The 20,072-nt window shown below is 44.2% G+C and carries 19 protein-coding genes, 14 tRNA genes and 3 rRNA genes; 26 read left to right on the top strand and 10 right to left on the bottom strand.

The annotated features are described in order from the left end of the window. The first annotated feature begins 113 nt into the window (after window positions 1-113). From L8S15_RS05645 to L8S15_RS05655, 3 genes are all read left to right on the top strand, one after another. Window positions 114-677, top strand: a complete 564-nt coding sequence (locus L8S15_RS05645) for a YqgE/AlgH family protein (protein ID WP_280572067.1) — start codon at window positions 114-116, stop codon at window positions 675-677. A gap of 59 nt (window positions 678-736) precedes the next feature. Next, the gene (gene ruvX, locus L8S15_RS05650; protein ID WP_280572068.1) at window positions 737-1,159 is read left to right on the top strand and encodes a Holliday junction resolvase RuvX; all 423 of its coding nucleotides are present in this window, start codon (window positions 737-739) and stop codon (window positions 1,157-1,159) included. A gap of 98 nt (window positions 1,160-1,257) precedes the next feature. Further along, a complete protein-coding gene (locus tag L8S15_RS05655) occupies window positions 1,258-1,419 on the top strand; it encodes a hypothetical protein (protein WP_016785941.1) in 162 nt (53 codons plus the stop codon). Window positions 1,420-1,475: 56 nt separating this feature from the next. On the opposite strand, the gene L8S15_RS05660 is transcribed toward L8S15_RS05655, so the two are convergent. Both L8S15_RS05660 and L8S15_RS05665 read right to left on the bottom strand, forming a co-directional pair. Then, window positions 1,476-2,585: a PilT/PilU family type 4a pilus ATPase gene (locus L8S15_RS05660; protein WP_010435664.1), complete on the bottom strand. Its 1,110-nt coding sequence runs from the start codon at window positions 2,583-2,585 to the stop codon at window positions 1,476-1,478. Between the two features lie 14 nt (window positions 2,586-2,599). After that, complete coding sequence (locus L8S15_RS05665; RefSeq protein ID WP_010435660.1) at window positions 2,600-3,637, bottom strand: type IV pilus twitching motility protein PilT; 1,038 nt, start codon at window positions 3,635-3,637, stop codon at window positions 2,600-2,602. 26 nt (window positions 3,638-3,663) lie between these two features. Between L8S15_RS05665 and L8S15_RS05670 the strand changes: the two genes are divergently transcribed. From L8S15_RS05670 to hemW, 7 genes are all read left to right on the top strand, one after another. Then, on the top strand, window positions 3,664-4,368 hold the full coding sequence (locus tag L8S15_RS05670) for a YggS family pyridoxal phosphate-dependent enzyme (protein WP_010435657.1): 705 nt from the start codon (window positions 3,664-3,666) through the stop codon (window positions 4,366-4,368). 112 nt (window positions 4,369-4,480) lie between these two features. Further along, window positions 4,481-5,299 carry a pyrroline-5-carboxylate reductase gene (gene proC / locus L8S15_RS05675; protein WP_010435654.1) on the top strand — a complete coding sequence of 273 codons (819 nt, stop codon included), beginning with the start codon at window positions 4,481-4,483 and terminating at the stop codon, window positions 5,297-5,299. Between the two features lie 76 nt (window positions 5,300-5,375). Continuing rightward, on the top strand, window positions 5,376-5,933 hold the full coding sequence (locus tag L8S15_RS05680; RefSeq protein WP_010435653.1) for a YggT family protein: 558 nt from the start codon (window positions 5,376-5,378) through the stop codon (window positions 5,931-5,933). A 29-nt stretch (window positions 5,934-5,962) separates the two neighbouring features. After that, window positions 5,963-6,253 (top strand): DUF167 family protein YggU, encoded by a 291-nt coding sequence (gene yggU, locus L8S15_RS05685; protein ID WP_280572069.1) that lies wholly within the window; start codon window positions 5,963-5,965, stop codon window positions 6,251-6,253. A 28-nt stretch (window positions 6,254-6,281) separates the two neighbouring features. Continuing rightward, window positions 6,282-6,713 carry a DUF4426 domain-containing protein gene (locus tag L8S15_RS05690; RefSeq protein WP_016768173.1) on the top strand — a complete coding sequence of 144 codons (432 nt, stop codon included), beginning with the start codon at window positions 6,282-6,284 and terminating at the stop codon, window positions 6,711-6,713. A 48-nt stretch (window positions 6,714-6,761) separates the two neighbouring features. Beyond that, a complete protein-coding gene (locus L8S15_RS05695; protein WP_010435646.1) occupies window positions 6,762-7,361 on the top strand; it encodes an XTP/dITP diphosphatase in 600 nt (199 codons plus the stop codon). After that, entirely contained in the window at window positions 7,361-8,548 is a 1,188-nt protein-coding gene (gene hemW, locus L8S15_RS05700) for a radical SAM family heme chaperone HemW (protein ID WP_016788326.1), read from the top strand. The genes L8S15_RS05695 and hemW overlap by 1 nt, the downstream gene beginning before the upstream one ends. Before the next feature lie 274 nt (window positions 8,549-8,822). Here the strand turns inward: hemW and glsB are convergent, their stop codons facing one another. Together glsB and trmB are read right to left on the bottom strand one after the other, a co-directional pair. Continuing rightward, window positions 8,823-9,743, bottom strand: coding sequence for a glutaminase B (gene glsB / locus L8S15_RS05705; protein ID WP_010435642.1), 921 nt, complete (start codon window positions 9,741-9,743; stop codon window positions 8,823-8,825). 183 nt (window positions 9,744-9,926) lie between these two features. Next, window positions 9,927-10,646: a tRNA (guanosine(46)-N7)-methyltransferase TrmB gene (gene trmB / locus L8S15_RS05710; RefSeq protein WP_010435641.1), complete on the bottom strand. Its 720-nt coding sequence runs from the start codon at window positions 10,644-10,646 to the stop codon at window positions 9,927-9,929. 165 nt (window positions 10,647-10,811) lie between these two features. Between trmB and mutY the strand changes: the two genes are divergently transcribed. From mutY to L8S15_RS05790, 16 genes are all read left to right on the top strand, one after another. Continuing rightward, window positions 10,812-11,873 (top strand): A/G-specific adenine glycosylase, encoded by a 1,062-nt coding sequence (gene mutY / locus L8S15_RS05715; protein WP_010435640.1) that lies wholly within the window; start codon window positions 10,812-10,814, stop codon window positions 11,871-11,873. Between the two features lie 28 nt (window positions 11,874-11,901). Further along, on the top strand, window positions 11,902-12,174 hold the full coding sequence (locus L8S15_RS05720) for an oxidative damage protection protein (protein ID WP_010435637.1): 273 nt from the start codon (window positions 11,902-11,904) through the stop codon (window positions 12,172-12,174). 69 nt (window positions 12,175-12,243) lie between these two features. Beyond that, entirely contained in the window at window positions 12,244-13,377 is a 1,134-nt protein-coding gene (mltC, locus tag L8S15_RS05725) for a membrane-bound lytic murein transglycosylase MltC (RefSeq protein ID WP_010435635.1), read from the top strand. A 103-nt stretch (window positions 13,378-13,480) separates the two neighbouring features. Next, window positions 13,481-13,556 (top strand) — tRNA-Phe (locus L8S15_RS05730). 74 nt (window positions 13,557-13,630) lie between these two features. Then, window positions 13,631-13,706: transfer RNA gene (locus L8S15_RS05735), tRNA-Thr, on the top strand. Between the two features lie 7 nt (window positions 13,707-13,713). Beyond that, window positions 13,714-13,789, top strand: a tRNA-Phe gene (locus L8S15_RS05740). Between the two features lie 56 nt (window positions 13,790-13,845). Beyond that, a tRNA-Asn gene (locus tag L8S15_RS05745) sits at window positions 13,846-13,921 on the top strand. 70 nt (window positions 13,922-13,991) lie between these two features. Beyond that, window positions 13,992-14,067, top strand: a tRNA-Thr gene (locus L8S15_RS05750). A gap of 7 nt (window positions 14,068-14,074) precedes the next feature. Beyond that, window positions 14,075-14,150, top strand: a tRNA-Phe gene (locus L8S15_RS05755). A gap of 57 nt (window positions 14,151-14,207) precedes the next feature. Beyond that, window positions 14,208-14,283, top strand: a tRNA-Asn gene (locus L8S15_RS05760). A 385-nt stretch (window positions 14,284-14,668) separates the two neighbouring features. Continuing rightward, window positions 14,669-16,294 carry a methyl-accepting chemotaxis protein gene (locus L8S15_RS05765; RefSeq protein WP_010435620.1) on the top strand — a complete coding sequence of 542 codons (1,626 nt, stop codon included), beginning with the start codon at window positions 14,669-14,671 and terminating at the stop codon, window positions 16,292-16,294. 235 nt (window positions 16,295-16,529) lie between these two features. After that, a tRNA-Phe gene (locus tag L8S15_RS05770) sits at window positions 16,530-16,605 on the top strand. A gap of 57 nt (window positions 16,606-16,662) precedes the next feature. Then, window positions 16,663-16,738 (top strand) — tRNA-Thr (locus tag L8S15_RS05775). 24 nt (window positions 16,739-16,762) lie between these two features. Then, a tRNA-Asn gene (locus tag L8S15_RS05780) sits at window positions 16,763-16,838 on the top strand. 36 nt (window positions 16,839-16,874) lie between these two features. Next, window positions 16,875-16,950 (top strand) — tRNA-Thr (locus L8S15_RS05785). 29 nt (window positions 16,951-16,979) lie between these two features. After that, window positions 16,980-17,055: transfer RNA gene (locus L8S15_RS05790), tRNA-Asn, on the top strand. A gap of 345 nt (window positions 17,056-17,400) precedes the next feature. Here the strand turns inward: L8S15_RS05790 and L8S15_RS05795 are convergent. The 6 genes from L8S15_RS05795 to L8S15_RS05820 form a co-directional block, all read right to left on the bottom strand. Then, complete coding sequence (locus tag L8S15_RS05795) at window positions 17,401-17,796, bottom strand: DUF2391 family protein (RefSeq protein WP_016767963.1); 396 nt, start codon at window positions 17,794-17,796, stop codon at window positions 17,401-17,403. 996 nt (window positions 17,797-18,792) lie between these two features. Continuing rightward, window positions 18,793-18,869, bottom strand: a tRNA-Asp gene (locus tag L8S15_RS05800). A gap of 30 nt (window positions 18,870-18,899) precedes the next feature. After that, window positions 18,900-19,015: ribosomal RNA gene (gene rrf, locus L8S15_RS05805) — 5S ribosomal RNA — on the bottom strand. Between the two features lie 42 nt (window positions 19,016-19,057). Further along, window positions 19,058-19,134 (bottom strand) — tRNA-Thr (locus L8S15_RS05810). A 39-nt stretch (window positions 19,135-19,173) separates the two neighbouring features. After that, a 5S ribosomal RNA gene (gene rrf, locus L8S15_RS05815) occupies window positions 19,174-19,289 on the bottom strand. 97 nt (window positions 19,290-19,386) lie between these two features. Then, window positions 19,387-20,072: ribosomal RNA gene (locus L8S15_RS05820) — 23S ribosomal RNA — on the bottom strand; the annotation flags it as partial.

The following is a 20,072-nucleotide window of genomic DNA, read 5'->3' on the forward strand; positions in this document are numbered from 1 at the left end:
TAAACTAAAGAAAGCCTTAGCTATTCGAAACACAAAAATATCTAGGCAAAGAACAATGAGCGGCTTTACGCCGCTCTTTTTCCTTTACTGGGAACACACTGGCAGGAGGCTCTATGAATTTAACGAACCACTTTCTGGTCGCTATGCCCGGAATGAAAGACCCATACTTTCAAAATTCGGTGATCTATCTTTGTGAGCACAATGACGAAGGTGCGATGGGTTTGATGATCAACGCTCCTATCGATGTCACTGTCGGCAGCATGCTTAAGCAGGTTGAGGTTGATTCTGAACAGCCGAAACCCAACCAAGCAAGCCTTGATAAGCCAGTACTTAATGGTGGGCCAGTCGCAGAAGACCGAGGGTTTATTTTGCACAAACCCAAAGGCAGTTATCAATCCAGCATCAACATGACGGATCAAATCTCGGTAACAACCTCGAAAGATATTCTAATGGTGTTAGGTACAGAAGATGAACCAATGCATTATCTGGTCGCGCTTGGTTATGCAGGATGGGAGCCAGGACAACTAGAAGTAGAGCTTACAGAAAACTCATGGTTAACCGTAGAAGCGGATCCAAAGGTTATTTTCGATACGCCAATTTCGGATCGCTGGAAAGTTGCTGTGCAAATGTTAGGTATCAATGCGGCTCAGCTTTCAGCAGACGCCGGTCACGCCTAGCTCAAATCAGCTAAATAAAATAACAGACACTCTCAAACACAGATAAATTTGGAAACTTCATGTCACGAACAATTATGGCATTTGACTACGGTACAAAAAGTATCGGTAGTGCGATAGGACAGGAAATCACGGGCACAGCCAGCCCTTTAAAAGCCTTCAAAGCCAAAGATGGTATCCCGAATTGGGATGATATTGAAAAGCAAATTAAAGAGTGGCAGCCAAAGCTTATCGTTGTTGGCTTACCAACCGATCTTCATGGTAAAGATTTAGCAGCCATTACACCGAGAGCAAAGAAGTTCGCAAACCGTCTTAAAGGACGCTTTGGTGTGGATGTTGAACTGCATGATGAAAGACTTTCTACGACAGAAGCAAGGGCCGACCTTTTTGAAATGGGCGGCTATAAAGCGCTAAGCAAAGGTAACGTCGATAACCAATCAGCTGTTGTCATTTTAGAAAGTTGGTTTGAAGCGCAATATTCTTAGCAAAAATTAAGTGAGCAAAATTTAAGCTAATTTATGATCCCACACGAATTTAACTCCGTAGTGCCAGAGCAAGTCATAATAAGGACGTGGGAGTTCATATGAAAATTTTTCTAGCAATATTCGCCTCTCTAGCAATCACAGCGTGCAGTTCAATGAGCGGAGGCTCAGCAGGCTATACCGGTGAACAATATCCGACAAAAATTAAATTAGAGAAAGAACGAGGATATTCTGGTAACAACAATAGTTACGGCAATCACTAATTTATCTAGCCAAAAAAACCGCCTTCACAGCGGTTTTTTCAGCATTTAGCATCGATCTAACCCATATCAATTTTAACTCCCGCTAAGGCTCCCACTCCGTAATCGTCATCACCACGTTTAGTCTTGAGCATCAAGCGCAAATCATTAGCGGAATCGGCACTATGGAACGCATCCTCTTCACTGATCTTGCCTGCAACGACTAAGTCATACAAAGCTTGGTCAAAGGTCTGCATCCCAATCTCTTTTGATTTAGCCATTGTCGACTTGAGTTCATGTAACTCACCTCTACGAATCAAATCAGACACCCGTGGGCTGTTGAGTAGGATTTCGAACACACCATGGCGACCACTACCATTCTTATCTCGGATTAATTGCTGAGCAACGACACCACGTAGATTCATCGACAAATCAAATAAGAACTGATCTTTTTGCTCTTTCGGCACCAAGTGAAGAATACGCTCTAGCGCTTGGTTGGCATTGTTGGCATGTAAAGTCGCCATGCAAAGGTGACCGGTTTCAGCAAACGTCATCGCGTACTCCATGGTTTCACGGGTACGGATTTCACCAATCAAGATCATGTCAGGGGCTTGGCGTAACGAGTTCTTAAGCGCGACTTCATAGCTCTCGGTATCGAGCCCAACTTCTCGCTGAGTCACAATGCACTTTTTATGTTCGTGCACGAACTCAATCGGGTCTTCAACCGTCAAGATATGCCCCGAACGGTTGGTATTGCGATACCCCGTCATCGCAGCCATTGAGGTTGATTTACCAGAACCTGTAGCCCCAACCACCAACACAAGTCCGCGTTTTGCGATTGAAAGGTCTTGTAGTACGTCTGGAAGCTTTAATTGTTCGAAGGTTGGGATGTTAGTCTCGATACGTCGAATTACCGCTCCTGGTAGCTCTCGCTGAAAGAATGCGCTAACACGAAAACGACCAAAATCACGCACAATAGCAAAGTTAGCCTCACGCGTTTGTTTGTACTCGTCGCGCCTGTCTTGCTCCATCATCGCATCCAGTAACAGCGCAACCTGAGCCGCATTCAGTTTCTCTCCCTGAGGTCGCAATTCACCATCAACACGAAACAGAACCGGTGCATCTACCGTGATGTAAAGATCCGACGCTTTTTGTGAAAGCATACCTTCAAGAATTTGATTCAATTCCATTTTTATCACCTTGATTAAAACATAGAGGCTTGAATTTCGATCTTTTTCTCGACCTCGTCCGAATCAACCAAACCTTGCGCGATCAATTGCTTCGCATTTTGCTCCATGGTTTGCATGCCATGTGCGGCACCCGTTTGAATGATCGAGTACATCTGCGCGACTTTGTCTTCACGGATCAAGTTTCTAATTGCAGGTGTCGCCATCATTATTTCATGACAAGCCACACGACCACCACCAACACGTTTTAACAGCTTCTGAGCAATCACCGAGCGTAGTGATTCAGATAACATTGAACGAACCATATCTTTGTCGCTACCTGGGAAAACGTCGATAATACGGTCGATAGTTTTTGCCGCAGAGCTTGTATGCAAAGTACCAAAAACTAAGTGACCCGTTTCAGCTGCGGTTAACGCTAAGCTGATCGTCTCTTGGTCACGAAGTTCACCAACAAGAATCACGTCCGGATCCTCACGTAATGCACTGCGCAACGCCGCTTTAAAGCTGTGAGTATCACGATGAACCTCACGCTGGTTTACTAGGCATTTATTATTGGTGTGAACGAATTCAATTGGATCTTCAATCGTCAAAATGTGTTTGTTGTGATTGCGGTTTACGTAATCCACCATCGCCGCCAAAGTTGTCGATTTACCAGAACCTGTAGGGCCAGTGACAAGCACTAAACCTTTCTCGTAGTTCGCAATCTTTTCAAAGATTTCTGGCGCACCAAGCTGATCTAAAGTCGGGATCTCTACAGGGATAGTTCGAAAGACAGCAGCACACCCACGAGCTTGATTAAAAGCATTAACACGGAAGCGACCAACATTGGGTAATTCAAAAGAGAAGTCGACTTCCAATTTTTCCTCAAACTCACCGCGTTGTGAATCGTCCATGATCTCAAAAACTAAACGATGTACATCAGCATGACTCAAAGCTGGTATTCCAAGCTTCCTTACTTCACCATCTATACGTACCATTGGAGATACACCCGCAGAAAGATGTAGATCTGACGCGTTATGCTTTACACTAAAATCTAGTAACTCAGTGATATCCATTTATTTTCCCTTAAGTAAAGTCAGCTATGAGTAGTATTCAACAAAATATCGAACAAATCACCTCACAGATTCGTAGTGCTGAGAAAAAGTGCGGACGAGATCCAGACTCCGTGCAACTTTTAGCCGTCAGCAAAACGAAACCTATTGATGCGATTCTAGAAGCCGCACTCGGAGGCCAAGTTGCCTTTGGTGAAAACTATGTTCAAGAAGGTGTTGATAAAGTAAAACACTTTTCAGAACATCATTCTAATCTAAATTTGGAGTGGCATTTTATTGGTCCAATTCAATCCAATAAAACCCGTCCAATCGCTGAAAGCTTCCAATGGGTTCATTCTGTCGACCGCGATAAAATCGCACAAAGGCTCAATGATCAGCGACCAAGCGAGCTTCCACCTCTGCAAGTTCTCATCCAAGTAAATACCAGCGGTGAAAATTCCAAATCAGGAACGTCAGAAGAAACAGTTTTTGCACTCGCAGAGTTGATTTCGTCGCTCCCTAACCTCACTTTAAGAGGATTGATGTCAATTCCTGCAAACGTCTCTGACTATCAATCACAGCTTAATGCATTTTCTCAATTGGCAAAGCTTCAACAAAAGCTAGTCGCTAAGTATGCAGACATTGATACCCTTTCGATGGGTATGAGTGGTGATATGGATGCAGCAGTTGAGGCTGGTAGCACAATGGTTCGTATTGGAACGGCTATTTTCGGTGCTCGTGATTACGCGAAATAGCACAGCAAGTAACAAGAAATAGCTACAGCAAGCAACAACAAGTAGCAACGAAAAATACAGTATTGATACCGCTTCGCTTTAACCGCGCAGCGACACGCTCAGGATTTTATATATGGAACATAAGAACATCGCCTTTATTGGGGCAGGAAACATGGTTCGCTCAATTGTAGCGGGCTTAGTAGCAAGTGGTTATCCAGCGCAAAAGATTACGGCAACAGCGCCTTCAGAAACCAGAAGGCTGCCGTTAGAGCAAGAATACGGCATCAATACTACCAGCGATAATATTGCCGCAGCTGAGCAAGCAGACGTTGTTGTATTATCAGTGAAGCCACAAATGATGGCTAATGTATGTAACCCCTTACAAAGCATCGACTTTAGTAACAAACTGGTTATCTCAATTGCTGCGGGTATTAATGCGAATCGACTCAATGAGATGTTAAACTGCCAACTGAACCTTGTTCGTGTGATGCCAAACACGCCATCACTGCTTGGTAAAGGGATGAGCGGTCTTTATGCCGACTCAGCGGTCAGCCAAGATGATAAAGACTTCGCTTCTCAGCTGATGCAAGCTGTAGGTGAAGTCAGCTGGGTTGAGCAAGAGTCTGGTATCAACAACATCATTGCGGCAGCGGGGAGTGCTCCAGCTTACTTCTTCCTGTTTATGGAAGCGATGCAAGCTGAGGCAATCAACCAAGGCTTCGACCAAGAAACCGCTCGTAAATTAGTGCAGCAGTCTGCATTAGGCGCGGCAGAGATGGTGGTAGCGAATCCAAATACTGAATTATCTACTCTGCGTGAACAAGTGACTTCAAAAGGCGGAACAACCGCAGAAGCGTTGCGCACGTTCAATGAACATCAACTATCAGACATCGTAGCCAAAGCCATGCAAGCGGCAGTCGCTCGAGCTGAAGAGATGGAAAAACTGTTTTAATACTCGTTACAGTACAAAAGCATTATGTCGTTCGGGTTATACCTAAGCGGCAAGTAAATCCGAAAAAGGAAACAATATGAATTCGATGAGCTTTCTGATCTCGACCGTTTTTGATCTTTACATCATGGTTGTGATCTTGCGTATCTGGCTACAAGCATCACGTGCAGATTTCTACAACCCGTTCTCACAATTTATCGTAAAAGCGACACAACCGGTTGTAGCCCCACTACGCCGAGTGATTCCATCAATCGGCAGCCTTGACCTTGCGACTGTTGTTTTCGCTTATGTACTGTGTGTACTTAAGTTCGTCGCTCTAAACTTGATTATCTCTGGCGGTGCGGCTGTATTTGATATCAGCTTCCTGATCTTTGGCGCCCTTTCTCTGCTCAAAGCGGCGGGAGGTTTAATTTTCTGGGTTCTACTAATCCGTGCAATCCTGAGCTGGGTTAGCCAAGGCCGAAGCCCAATCGAGTACGTGTTCCATCAACTGACTGAACCAATGTTAATGCCTATTCGCCGTATCCTTCCTGACATGGGTGGTTTCGATCTAAGCGTACTGGTTTTGTTTATTGTACTGCAGTTTGCAAACTTCCTAATGGGCGACATGATCGGCCCTATTTGGTATCAGCTATAATTCAAGTACGAACATCAGGTACTTTGACGATGCCAAAAGCCGTTTGGGCCGAGGAGGACGATATTCTTCTTAGGCTTTATATCCAACCCAAAGCAAGCCGCGATAAAATCGTTGGCCTGCACGGCGAAGAACTAAAAATTGCCATTACCGCACCACCGGTTGATGGCAAAGCCAATGCCCACTTAGCGAAATACCTTGCGAAACAGTTTAAGGTCGCTAAAGGGCAAATTAAGATAGAAAAGGGAGAGCTCGGTCAGCATAAGCAAGTTCGAATATGCTCGCCAAGCCAGATCCCAACTGAAGTCAAAGCCATCCTATGATGGCTTTTTGCTATTTATTGGAGTCACTATGCGTCTATGGATTACAGCACTACTTACCGCTCTTGTTGCCCTACCAAGCTCAGCAGGACAATTTAAAAACATTAAGGATGTCGAGGTTCACTACTCGGCTTTTAACTCGACATTTCTAACTGCTCAAGTCGCTAAGCAATACAAGCTTAAGCGAAATGGCTACTCAGCGATTCTGAACATCAGCGTGTTAGACAAAGCTTCCCTTGGCAAGCCTGCAACAACAGCTAAAATCACGGGAACAGCGAAGAACCTTGTAGGCAACACTCGCACGCTTAACTTCCGCGAAATAAAGGAAGGTGATGCGATTTATTACCTAGCTGAGTTCCCTGTAACACACGAAGAAAACATCACTTTTAATATCGATGTTAACGCAGGTTTGAAAGGCACTGGCCCACTGCGATTCACACAAAAATTCTATATAGAAGAGTAGCTTCAACCACCACTTTTCTGTTCACTAACTTATTAGAGCCACATCCCCATGAGTAAGATTGTTTTAGCCACAGGCAACCAAGGTAAAGTTCGCGAGATGGCAGATATTCTGTCTGAGTTTGGTTTTGACGTTGTCGCGCAAAGTGAGTTTAACGTTTCAGAAGTCGCTGAAACGGGAACAACTTTCATTGAAAATGCCATCATCAAAGCTCGCCACGCTGCGAAAGAGACGGGGCTACCAGCCATTGCTGACGATTCTGGCTTAGAAGTTGATTACCTTAATGGTGCACCCGGTATCTACTCAGCGCGTTACTCAGGTGAAGGGGCGACTGATAAGCAAAACATCGAAAAGCTTTTAGATGCTATGCAAGGTGTCGACGTTGAAAAACGTACCGCTCGTTTCCACTGTGTGTTGGTTCTAATACGTCACGAAAACGATCCAACACCATTGGTGTGTCACGGTAAATGGGAAGGTCGTATTCTGACTGAAGAACACGGTGAGAATGGCTTTGGCTACGATCCTGTATTCTTTGTGCCAGAAGATAACTGCGCCTCAGCAGAGCTTGAATCGTCGCGTAAAAAGCAACTATCACACCGTGGTAAAGCCCTCGCGTCATTATTTAAGACTCTCAAAGAGCAAGCTCTGTAATGCACAATACAGCGCTAATTCCACCCGCACTTAGCCTTTATGTCCACATCCCATGGTGTGTACAAAAGTGTCCGTATTGTGATTTTAACTCTCACGCTCTCAAAGCCGAGATCCCAGAAAAAGAGTACATCGATGCACTGCTTGAGGATCTCGATACTGACATTGAAAAATATCAGCTCGATGGTATGCCTCGTCCGCTACATTCGATCTTTATTGGTGGCGGAACCCCAAGCCTGTTTTCTCCTGAAGGAATTGGCCGATTGCTACAAGGCATTGAACAGCGTATCCCGTTCAAACCTGAAATAGAAATCACCATGGAAGCCAACCCGGGAACTATCGAAGCTGAGCGTTTTGCTGGTTACCAAAAGGCAGGGGTGAGTCGAATCTCGGTAGGCGTACAAAGTTTTGAGCAAGAGAAACTGGAAAGGCTTGGGCGTATTCATGGTCAAGATGAAGCGGTCAACGCAGCTCACTTAGCGCATAAGATTGGATTAAATAGCTTCAACCTAGATCTAATGCACGGCTTACCGGATCAAAGCATTGATCAGGCCTTGGCTGATCTAGACAAAGCGATCGAGCTCGACCCTCCACATTTGTCTTGGTATCAGCTAACAATAGAACCTAACACCATGTTCTATTACAAAACGCCCAAACTGCCTGACGATGATGACCTTTGGGATATCTTCGACTTGGGTCATAAGAAGCTCGCAGACGCAGGGTATGTGCAGTACGAAATTTCAGGCTACAGCAAGCCGGGATATCAGTGTCAGCATAATCTCAACTACTGGCGCTTTGGTGACTACCTAGGTATTGGCTGTGGCTCTCATGGCAAGCTGAGCTTTGCAGATGGACGTATTGTTCGAACCACTAAGGTTAAACACCCTAGAGGCTACCTAGCAGCGTATCAGAATTTAGTGAAGCCCTATCTGTCAGATGAACTTGAAGTCACTAATGAAGACCGCCCTTTTGAATTTTTCATGAATCGCTTCAGGCTAATGGAAGCGTGTCCAAAGCAAGACTTCATTGATACGACGGGGCTAGACTTTGACTCGATCCAGCCAACAATAGAGTGGGCAAAAGATCTCGGTTACTTGAGCGAAACCGACACTCATTGGCAGATTACCGAAAAAGGAAAGCTGTTCCTAAATGATTTGCTGGAAGCCTTTATGGCTGAAGAAGACGAATAGCTCGAGATTCGAGATTCGAGATTCGAGATTCGAGAAGTATTGCGTAAGGGTTGGCTTAAGGGTCAACCCTTTTCTAATTTGAGCGCCGACAAATAATAGATTCCCGATTACGCTCCTTCGTCGCTATCGGGAATGACGGGTATCAAGCAAGTCTTATCCCGCAAAAGTTAGAGGTCAGTACGTCGAAAGTTACAAACACACCGTCATCCTCAAGAACGAGGGCGAATGAGTTGGGGATCTCTTGCAAATGTAGAACCCCAGCTTAAAAGCGCTTTTAGAAAATAGAACGACCAATTCGCTCAGAAAGCAGCTCTAGCGCCTTAGTGCCCGCTAACGAGTTGCCCGAAGGATCCAGCTCTGGAGACCACACTGCAATCGTCATTTCGCCAGGAACGATGGCAATAATACCGCCACCGACACCCGATTTGCCCGGCATACCAACGCGGTAAGCAAACTCACCTGCCCCATCGTACAAACCACATGTTGCAAGCAAAGCATTCAACTGCTTGGTTTGCACAGGTGTGATGATCTCTTTCTTGGTCTGAACCGACACACCTTTGTTCGCCAAATAGCTAAAGGTTTTCGCCAAGTCCACACATGTCATTTTAAGTGCACAAGCATGAAAGTAATTGTTGAGTACGGGGATAACATCGTTCTCAAAATTACCAAATGAACGCATCAAGTACGCGATAGCCGCATTACGATCGCTGTGCATCATCTCAGAAGCCGCTACTATCTTGTCATACACAATATGAGTGTCACCCGATAACTGGCGCACAAACTCTAATAAGCGATGTCTCGGTGCTGACAGGCGGCTTTGTAATAGATCCGCTACGACAATAGCACCTGCATTGATAAACGGGTTACGAGGAATACCATGCTCCATTTCAAGCTGAATCATCGAGTTAAAAGCTTGACCTGAAGGTTCCTTGCCTACGCGCTGCCAAATTTCGTCTGGCTTATAAAGCACCATAGCTAAGGTCAAACTCAGTGCTTTCGATATTGATTGCACGGAGAAAGCTTCGTTGGCATCACCCGCTTGAATGACTTCACCTTCATTAGTGTATACCGCAATCGCCAGTTTCTGGTTCGATACGCGAGCCAATGCAGGAATATAGTCAGCGACCTTTCCCTGACCAATTAAGGGACGAACTTCGTCTAAAATCTCGGCTAAAATAGCTTGAGTTGGTTTCATGTGAGCTTACTTCTTATTGTTATTTTTGTAGGGGTATAACATTCAATTTTGTCCTTAAACTTCTAATTTGATAAAAGCCTAAGGACAAAAAAGCCAACACTACAATAATGTTGGCTTTTATCAATCCCACAAAATGTAAGGTTAAGATCTTAATCCGATCTCACCTTCATTTTTTGTTCAGAATTACTTGGTACGCTTGTACTTGATATCCCAAACACCATGACCTAAACGGTGGCCCCGAGCTTCAAATTTCGTTAGCGGGCGCTCATCCGGACGGGGGATGTAATCACCATCTTCAGCAATATTCTCGAATCCTGGAGCTACGTTCATCACTTCAATCATATGTTCTGCGTAGTTTTCCCAGTCTGTTGCCATGTGGAAAATACCGGTATCAAGTTGCAGCTTACCGCGAACCATCTCTGCAAACTCTGCCTTAACGATACGACGTTTATGGTGACGAGCTTTGTGCCATGGGTCAGGGAAGAACAGTTGCAGCGTATGCAGGCTGCTATCTGGAATCATGTGCTCAAATACTTCGACTGCATCGTGACACATTACGCGTAGATTCGTCACACCCGCATCGCGAGCTGTACCCAAACATGCACCAACACCTGGGCTATGAACTTCAATACCTAAGAAGTTTTTCTCAGGCGCATTCTTTGCCATTTCAACCAGTGATGCACCCATACCGAAGCCAATTTCTAGTACAACAGGGTTATCGTTGCCAAATACTTCTTTCCAGTTAAGAAGCTCTGGGTTGTAGTCGATACCCATTGTTGGCCAACATTCGTTCATCGCGTTCTCTTGGCCTTTTGTTAAGCGGCCTTCACGGCGAACAAAACTACGGATCTTACGAACCAGTTTGCCGTCTTCAGTATATTCGTTAGTGGTCACTTCACTCATTGATTTTTGCCTGCACATTGATTAATCAAAGCGGGGATTATCCAAAGAATTGCCTCCGGTGCAAGTCTTTCCGTGGATAAATTCCCACACAATTTGTCTGTTTTACATCCAACCGTAAGTGTGGTGCAATTTCACTCCTAATAATAGCAAAGCATAGAGCATGTCGTGACTCCTTTCGCAACCGCCATATTAAAGTGGTATGACGCCTACGGGCGTAAAGAATTACCTTGGCAACAAAACAAAACCGCCTACACCGTTTGGCTATCTGAAATTATGCTTCAACAGACTCAGGTTGCTACGGTCATCCCATACTACCAGCGCTTCTTAGAACGTTTTCCAACGGTGATTGACCTAGCGAATGCCGAACAAGATGAAGTACTCCACTTATGGACGGGGCTTGGTTATTACGCACGAGCTCGCAACCTTCACAAAGCAGCCAAGATCGTTGCAGAGCAGTATGGTGGAGAGTTTCCGCTATCGATTGAAGAGATGAACGCGCTACCAGGTATTGGGCGCTCTACGGCAGCAGCAGTACTGTCATCCGTTCACAAGCTTCCTCATGCGATTCTTGATGGTAACGTTAAGCGTACACTGGCGAGAAGCTTTGCCGTTGAAGGTTGGCCTGGGCAAAAGAAAGTTGAAAACCAGCTTTGGGAACACGCTGAGGCAAACACGCCCAACCAAGATGTCGATAAATACAATCAAGCAATGATGGACATGGGGGCAATGGTTTGTACTCGTAGCAAGCCAAAATGTACCTTATGCCCGATTGAAAGCATGTGTGAAGCTAAGAAGCTCGATAGACAGCTCGAATTCCCGGGCAAAAAGCCTAAGAAAGAAAAGCCAGTAAAAGAAACATGGTTTGTGATTCTGTATCACGACAACCAAGTGTGGCTCGAACAGCGCCCTCAATCTGGTATCTGGGGAGGACTATTCTGTTTCCCTCAAAATGAAAATGCAGAGGTCGAACACCAACTAGATCTTCGTTCGATCAAAGACAATGAAACCGATTCAATCAAGACAATGATCGCGTTTAGGCACACTTTCAGCCACTACCACTTAGATATCACGCCAGTATTAGTAAAATTAGATAAACAACCAGATTTGATAATGGAAGGGACTAAAGGTCTCTGGTATAACTTATCAAAACCGGAAGAAATTGGCCTAGCCGCTCCTGTAAAGCAGCTTATTGAGAGCCTACCCTTTGAACTAAACGACGACGTTTGAATAAGCGAACGCGATAAGAGGAACCACTATGAGCCGCACTGTATTTTGTGCTCGCCTTCAAAAAGATGCTGAAGGCCTAGATTTTCAACTTTACCCAGGTGACTTAGGTAAGCGTATCTTTGACAACGTCTCTAAAGAAGCTTGGGGACAATGGCAGAGCAAGCAAACTATGCTCATCAATGAAAAGAAGCTAAACATGATGGACCCAGAACACCGTAAACTTCTTGAAACTGAGATGGTTAACTTCCTTTTCGAAGGTAAAGATGTCGTTATTGATGGCTATACTCCACCAAGCGAATAAGACATTTATTTAAGCAATTTTTAATGACATCATAGTTCACGCTACGGTGTCATTTTTGTTTGAGGAACTATGAAAAAGCTAAGTTACTTCCTAATAACCTTGTTATTAACAGGGTGCAGTCGTGAATTTGTCGAAAGCATTTATGATGTTAATTATGAACCGACCAACCGATTCGTAAGTAATTTGGCGGAGCTACCCGGTCAATTTGAAAAAGATACGGGCGCATTAGACTCTTTAATCAATAGCTTTTCAGGCAATATCCAAAAGCGCTGGGGAAGCAGTGAAGTAAAAATAGCGGGTAAGAGTAACTATGTGAAATACATAGATAATTACTTGAGTCGTTCAGAGGTGAATTTTAGCGAAGGCCTCATAACGGTAGAAACTGTTTCCTCCACAGATCCTAAAAAACACCTAAAAAACGCAATAATGACAACGCTTTTAACGCCAGATGATCCAGCGCATGTCGACCTGTTTTCTTCCAAAAGCATCAAGTTAGAAGGTCAACCTTTTCTCTACAATCAAGTTGTAGACCAAGAAAAAAAACCAATCCAATGGACATGGCGCGCGAATAAGTTTGCCGATTATCTGATCGCTAATAACCTAAAAACCAAAGAAATCGACTTTAAAAAAGCTTACTACGTTGAAATTCCTATGGTGGCCGACCACGCCAGTAAACGTAGTTATAAGTATGCTGATATAGTGCAACGAGCATCTCAGCGTTATGACATTCCTGAAGACTTGATTTACGCGATCATCAAAACAGAAAGCAGTTTTAACCCATACGCTGTGAGCTGGGCTAATGCCTATGGACTTATGCAGGTTGTCCCAAAAACCGCAGGTCGAGATGTCTTTAAGCTTGTCAAAAAGAAACCTGGAGAACCAAGTCCTGAGTATTTATTCAATCCAGAAAACAACATAGATGCTGGCACTGCGTACTTTTACATCCTTAAAAATCGTTATTTGAAGGACGTGCAACACCCGACAACTCTCGAATACAGCATGATCTCAGCATACAACGGTGGTACTGGTGGCGTACTCAATACCTTCAGTAAGGACAGAAAGCGGGCAATGCGTGACTTAAACTCATTGCAACCTAGTCAAGCTTACTGGGCACTTACAAAGAAACACCCAAACAAAGAGTCGCGTCGATACTTAGAAAAAGTAACAAAATTCAAGAAAGATTTTAACCAAGGTAAAACGTAAGCCTCACTTTTGAATAAAAAAACAACTAACGAACGTTTTTTTTGATTATTTTCAAAAAAGGTGTTGACGGTTATGCAGAAAATCCGTTTAATAGCGCTCCGTTGCCCGGATAGCTCAGTCGGTAGAGCAGAGGATTGAAAATCCTCGTGTCGGTGGTTCGATTCCGCCTCCGGGCACCACAATTTGATTTGTTGGTGTCATTACTCTTTAACAGGGAGTAGCAACACGAACAAAAGCATAAAGAATTTAGTGTGCCGACTTAGCTCAGTAGGTAGAGCAACTGACTTGTAATCAGTAGGTCACCAGTTCGACTCCGGTAGTCGGCACCATTCTTTTGCCTCGATAGCTCAGTCGGTAGAGCAGCGGATTGAAAATCCGCGTGTCGGTGGTTCGATTCCGCCTCGAGGCACCATTATTTGGTACTTAACAAATAATGGTCTTTATAGACCTGATGTTGAGACAAGTAATTCCCCTTTAGTTCAGTTGGTAGAACGGCGGACTGTTAATCCGTATGTCGCAAGTTCAAGTCTTGCAAGGGGAGCCATTTTAAAGAACTTCATTTTATATGAGGTTTTAATTAGAGAGTTTACTCTCTAAAGCAAAGAATTTAGTGTGCCGACTTAGCTCAGTAGGTAGAGCAACTGACTTGTAATCAGTAGGTCACCAGTTCGACTCCGGTAGTCGGCACCATTCTTTTGCCTCGATAGCTCAGTCGGTAGAGCAGCGGATTGAAAATCCGCGTGTCGGTGGTTCGATTCCGCCTCGAGGCACCATTATTTGGTACTTAACAAATAGTGGTCTTTAATAGACCAGATGTTGAGACAAGTAATTCCCCTTTAGTTCAGTTGGTAGAACGGCGGACTGTTAATCCGTATGTCGCAAGTTCAAGTCTTGCAAGGGGAGCCACATCCGAGAAAGCCAAGTCGAAAGACTTGGCTTTTTTTTCGTTTGAACAAAGGTTAACTAGACCCAGTCTTCGTATTCGATCAACACGAAATATTGATGAACCAATCAAGAGAGCCACTTTCCTTCTACTTTAAGTACAACATTTATTTCATTTCTAACGAAGTCTTCCCTACCCAAACTAAGTCGAGTGGTTTGATATTATACATTCTGCAACACGCCCATAATCACACTCGAGTAAACAATACATAGTTCTGTTACTTTTTTTTCTTCGAAAATTTAATGTTCATCATGTTTTGAAACCTTTCTAATATCAGACCTACACCGCTTAGATTAAGATTCGATACGTTATACCTAATCTTATTATTACATCGCTGCGCGGGGAAATATGAAACTTAAAACGCAAGCTTACTTATTATCGGGCATAATATTGATTGCCCTGCTAGCCCTGACTGCTACTGGTTTATGGACATTGAGAGTCGCTAGCAACATGGACAACAAAGCTCGCGTGACAGAGCTATTTAAGAGTGCATATAGCATTCTTACTGAAGTCGAGAAAATGGCGATTGATGGCACACTAGAAGAAAAGCAAGCTAAGCAACTTGCCACTCGTCTATTACGAAACAACATTTATAAAGACAACGAATATGTCTACGTTGCTGATGAAAACATGACGTTTGTCGCGACACCACTAGATCCTCAACTACACGGAACCAGCTTTAATGACTTTAAAGATGGCGACGGCAATAGTGTTGGCCAACTCATTCAACGAGTACTTGGCAATCGTACTGGCCAGATCATTGAGTACACCTGGACACAAAAGCTTCCAGACGGAACGATTGAAGACAAACTGTCTATTGCAGAGAAGACTCCGCATTGGGGTTGGGTTGTCGGTACAGGTATCGGCTTCAATGAAGTCAATGCACGTTTCTGGTCAACGGCTCAATGGCAATTGTTTCTATGTGTCGTGATTGCTGGCCTTATTTTATCAAGCCTAATCGTATCTATTAAGCGAATGCTAGCGCTTCTTGGCGGCGAGCCTAAAGATGTAAGAGAAGCGGTACAAGCCGTCGCAGAAGGCCGCATTCAAACCTCTTTTGAAACTCAGGCAATAAACGGCAGTATTTATCACGCCGTACAACAAATGAGTAAGTCGTTAGCCGAGCTAGTCTCAAACCTTGATGCTTCAATGCTGGCACTGAGAGCCGAATTGCAACGCGTAGAAGACCGTGCAGGGTCAATTGCTCAACTAACAGAGACCCAGCAGCAATCAACAGAGATGATCGCAACAGCAATGACCGAGATGGCTTCTTCAGCAAACAACGTTGCTGATTCAGCTAGCGATACCGCGCGCAACACCGATGAGGCCGATAAACAGAGCCAACATACCCAACAACTCATTCACAACACTGTAGACAACATTCAAGGCCTGGCAGGGCAACTAAACACAGCAAGCGAAGCTGTCGCTAACCTAGATAGCGATGTAAACAACATTGTGAAAGTATTGGATGTGATTGGTGATATAGCGGAGCAAACTAACCTGTTGGCACTGAACGCAGCCATTGAAGCAGCTAGAGCTGGCGAACAAGGTCGTGGATTTGCAGTTGTGGCAGATGAAGTTCGTAACCTTGCAGGCCGAACGCAATCAAGCACTAAAGAAATCCAGTTAATGATCAATAACCTTCAAGAAGGCTCTCGTAATGCGATTCAAACGATGGAAGTATGTGCGACTACCAGTGAGAGTACAGTCACAGAGTCTCAGAGTGCCTCTGAAGCACTACAACAGATTGTTATTGCTCTAGAGTCCATCTCATCAATGAGTCATCAAATCGCGACAGCAGCGGCTGAGCAGACTCAGGTGAGCGATGATATCTCAAAGCGTATCAACATGATCGAAGAGAGCGGCAACCAACTAAGTAATGTAGTAACTGAAAGTCATAATAGCACCCAAACACTCGCTTCCCTTTCTAACGAATTAGAAGCTTGGATTAATAGGTTTGAAGTAAAACACTAAACTCACAGGAAAATCTCCAACCATAGAAGCACGTTTTCACACGTGCTTTTTTTATTTCGGCACCCATTCAGTGTAGTTAAAAGAAGTTTTACGATCTTTTAGAGCATGCTAGACCTGGGTTTTTTGAACCAAATGAACAAAAACAACCCACTAAGTATAGAAAAACATCAAACGATACTTTTTTTGCAATTTAATGTTGACCCAGAACGCGAAAACACGTTTAATACACCTCGTCGCCCGGATAGCTCAGTCGGTAGAGCAGAGGATTGAAAATCCTCGTGTCGGTGGTTCGATTCCGCCTCCGGGCACCACAATTTATTTGTTGGTGTCCTAGACAACAACAGTAAAGCACAAAGAAATATTTATGTGCCGACTTAGCTCAGTAGGTAGAGCAACTGACTTGTAATCAGTAGGTCACCAGTTCGACTCCGGTAGTCGGCACCATTTCTTTAAAGCTTTAAGAATAATTCCCCTTTAGTTCAGTTGGTAGAACGGCGGACTGTTAATCCGTATGTCGCAAGTTCAAGTCTTGCAAGGGGAGCCAAGTTAATCATCAAGCATAAGCTTTTTGATTCATGATGCCGACTTAGCTCAGTAGGTAGAGCAACTGACTTGTAATCAGTAGGTCACCAGTTCGATTCCGGTAGTCGGCACCATTCTCTTGATTAGAGACTAAACAATCAATTCCCCTTTAGTTCAGTTGGTAGAACGGCGGACTGTTAATCCGTATGTCGCAAGTTCAAGTCTTGCAAGGGGAGCCAATTAGAAAAGGCCGCATCATTGATGCGGCCTTTTTGCATTTATAGATCCTAACTTATCAATACAACTACCCTCACCTTTCAAATACCATATTCAATTCAGAAACCAACCGTTTTCATATCCTTTCAAAGCTACAAATCTTCGCTACTTAACTCTCTTCAATATTTCCCAACAACAAACGACACATTCACGTAAGAGTTATTCAGAGTAACGTTACTAATCATTTTATTAATGAGGAGAACCGCTGGACAAATCAATACTAAGCCTGGAAATGAGAAAGCTAAGTAACGAATCAAATAAGCGCTAGAAAAGCTCTGAAAAGCGCTTCAATCCAAATGATACACAAGTCACTCTTTATCAAAACTATCCACTACAATAGCGCCCATAGAGGCTGGCATTGAAATAACAATAACTCTTTTGAACGATACAACTGGATCACTCAATAGAGGTAATTTGTCCAGGCAAGTCAGTACCAAAGCAACGACCAATGCCGTCATAACATAAGCAATCACTATTCTGAAAATAAACACTGGCAACCGAGCAACAACGTCTTTTTGAAAGACACTCTCATACGTATAGAAGCCCAGGAACACCGCAGACAGCAAAAACAACAGCAATAGATTTGCGGTAGGTAAGGTCTCCCCTAACTTCCAGGCCTCTTCAGAAAAAGAAATCGGCACGGCCAAAGCAAAAGATCCCACAAAGATCTGGCTCGCATCTTCAAAGTTAAAGCTCAATTTCATAGTTCTACCCATTAGGTTTATTTAAGGCTTTATCTATTTATTAAAATAATAACAAACTATCCGCGATGATTTGGGGAATTTTCTATTCTTACCAAGCAATAAGCCATAACACTTCTTAGTTTTATATTAGTCGAAATATAACCAAAACATAGCTTGAACTAACCAGCAAGAAATTAATATGTTGAGAGCAAAGTGGTCAAAACGACTAATTCATATCGAGTCAACAAACACCTCAGAATAGAAGAGATACTGGTCACCCTAAAATACCAATGCCTAGAACCAGAGAATATAGCAATCAGCTGGGTGATAAACAGCACTACATGTATAGACACGGGTGTGAAGGATGCTCTATTTCTTAGCTTATCATCCCTCCGACATTACTTTAGTAGGCCCGCAATCTAGCGACTTTCACCTTCAAAGTGAATCTAGTCCATTTTCACCCTTTGAAATACGTCGAAAAAGGCACTCAATACCATCGAGAAAGGTTTAAGCATAGAGCATTAAGTCGACTCATTTAGGGCTATAGCGTTCTTAGCAGAACTATCCTATAGATTCACAGGTAGGGTAGAAGCAAGGTTTCATAGAGGAAAAGCTGTAAACCGAGTACCTGAAAGGACACTTGCTAAATAAAGAAGCGACATACAAGTACAGAGCAGAAAGATGGGTTGTAGGGCTTATATAGCTTCAGGTTTTGAGAAGATAATATGTTGAGTCAGTTCAATCTCATAAAGCTAACTTACAACGTCATATGGCTCGAGGTATTTGATCACTCAGCTTAAAGCTATAATGTTTAAAGTCGTGCTCGTGTCAACTCACACCGGAATCAGAAATGATGTCACTCTAATCGTAAAGTTGGGATTTCTGATAAGCGATGGAATAATAGGAACACGTTGCTAGGAGTTATGAGCTACGAGAAAACGGGTGGGGAAGCCATTCGATAGAAGGGCGGAATAGATGCAAAAAAGCCCCGCTATTTCTAGCGAGGCTTATTATAAGTGGCGGAGTGGACGGGACTCGAACCCGCGACCCCCGGCGTGACAGGCCGGTATTCTAACCAACTGAACTACCACTCCGCAGTGTCTATTCAGCATAAAGCAATATGAGCCTGACGATGTCCTACTCTCACATGGGGAAGCCCCACACTACCATCGGCGCTATTGTGTTTCACTTCTGAGTTCGGCATGGAATCAGGTGGGTCCACAATGCTATGGTCGTCAAACAAATTCTGTTGTTAACTTGATAAATCAAATCAACTAAATAGTGGTGCTGATACCCAGACTCGAACTGGGGACCTCACCCTTACCAAGGGTGCGCTCTACCGGGCTGAGCTATATCAGCGATTTAAGAACCGTTAAAAAACGACTCTAAAAATTTAAAGCCTGGCGATGTCCTACTCTCACATGGGGAAGCCCCACACTACCATCGGCGCTATTGTGTTTCACTTCTGAGTTCGGCATGGAATCAGGTGGGTCCACAATGCTATGGTCGCCAAGCAAATTTTAAAATTCGGAAAACTGTTAAAAGTTATGTCTCTTCAAACGCATTCAAGGTCTGTCTTTCTTTGAGTCCACAAAACCCCTTGGGTGTTGTATGGTTAAGCCTCACGGGCAATTAGTACAGGTTAGCTCAATGCCTCGCAGCACTTACACACCCTGCCTATCAACGTCGTAGTCTACGACAACCCTTTAGGACACTTATAGTGCCAGGGAAAACTCATCTCAAGGCTCGCTTCCCGCTTAGATGCTTTCAGCGGTTATCGATTCCGAACTTAGCTACCGGGCAATGCCATTGGCATGACAACCCGAACACCAGAGGTTCGTCCACTCCGGTCCTCTCGTACTAGGAGCAGCCCCTTTCAATTTTCCAACGCCCACGGCAGATAGGGACCGAACTGTCTCACGACGTTCTAAACCCAGCTCGCGTACCACTTTAAATGGCGAACAGCCATACCCTTGGGACCGACTTCAGCCCCAGGATGTGATGAGCCGACATCGAGGTGCCAAACACCGCCGTCGATATGAACTCTTGGGCGGTATCAGCCTGTTATCCCCGGAGTACCTTTTATCCGTTGAGCGATGGCCCTTCCATTCAGAACCACCGGATCACTATGACCTGCTTTCGCACCTGCTCGAATTGTCATTCTCGCAGTCAAGCGGGCTTATGCCATTGCACTAACCACACGATGTCCAACCGTGTTTAGCCCACCTTCGTGCTCCTCCGTTACTCTTTGGGAGGAGACCGCCCCAGTCAAACTACCCACCAGGCACTGTCCGTAA

Origin of the sequence: Vibrio sp. S/42/10 (assembly GCF_029890535.1) — a bacterium.
Classification (GTDB): Bacteria; Pseudomonadota; Gammaproteobacteria; order Enterobacterales; family Vibrionaceae; genus Vibrio; species Vibrio cyclitrophicus.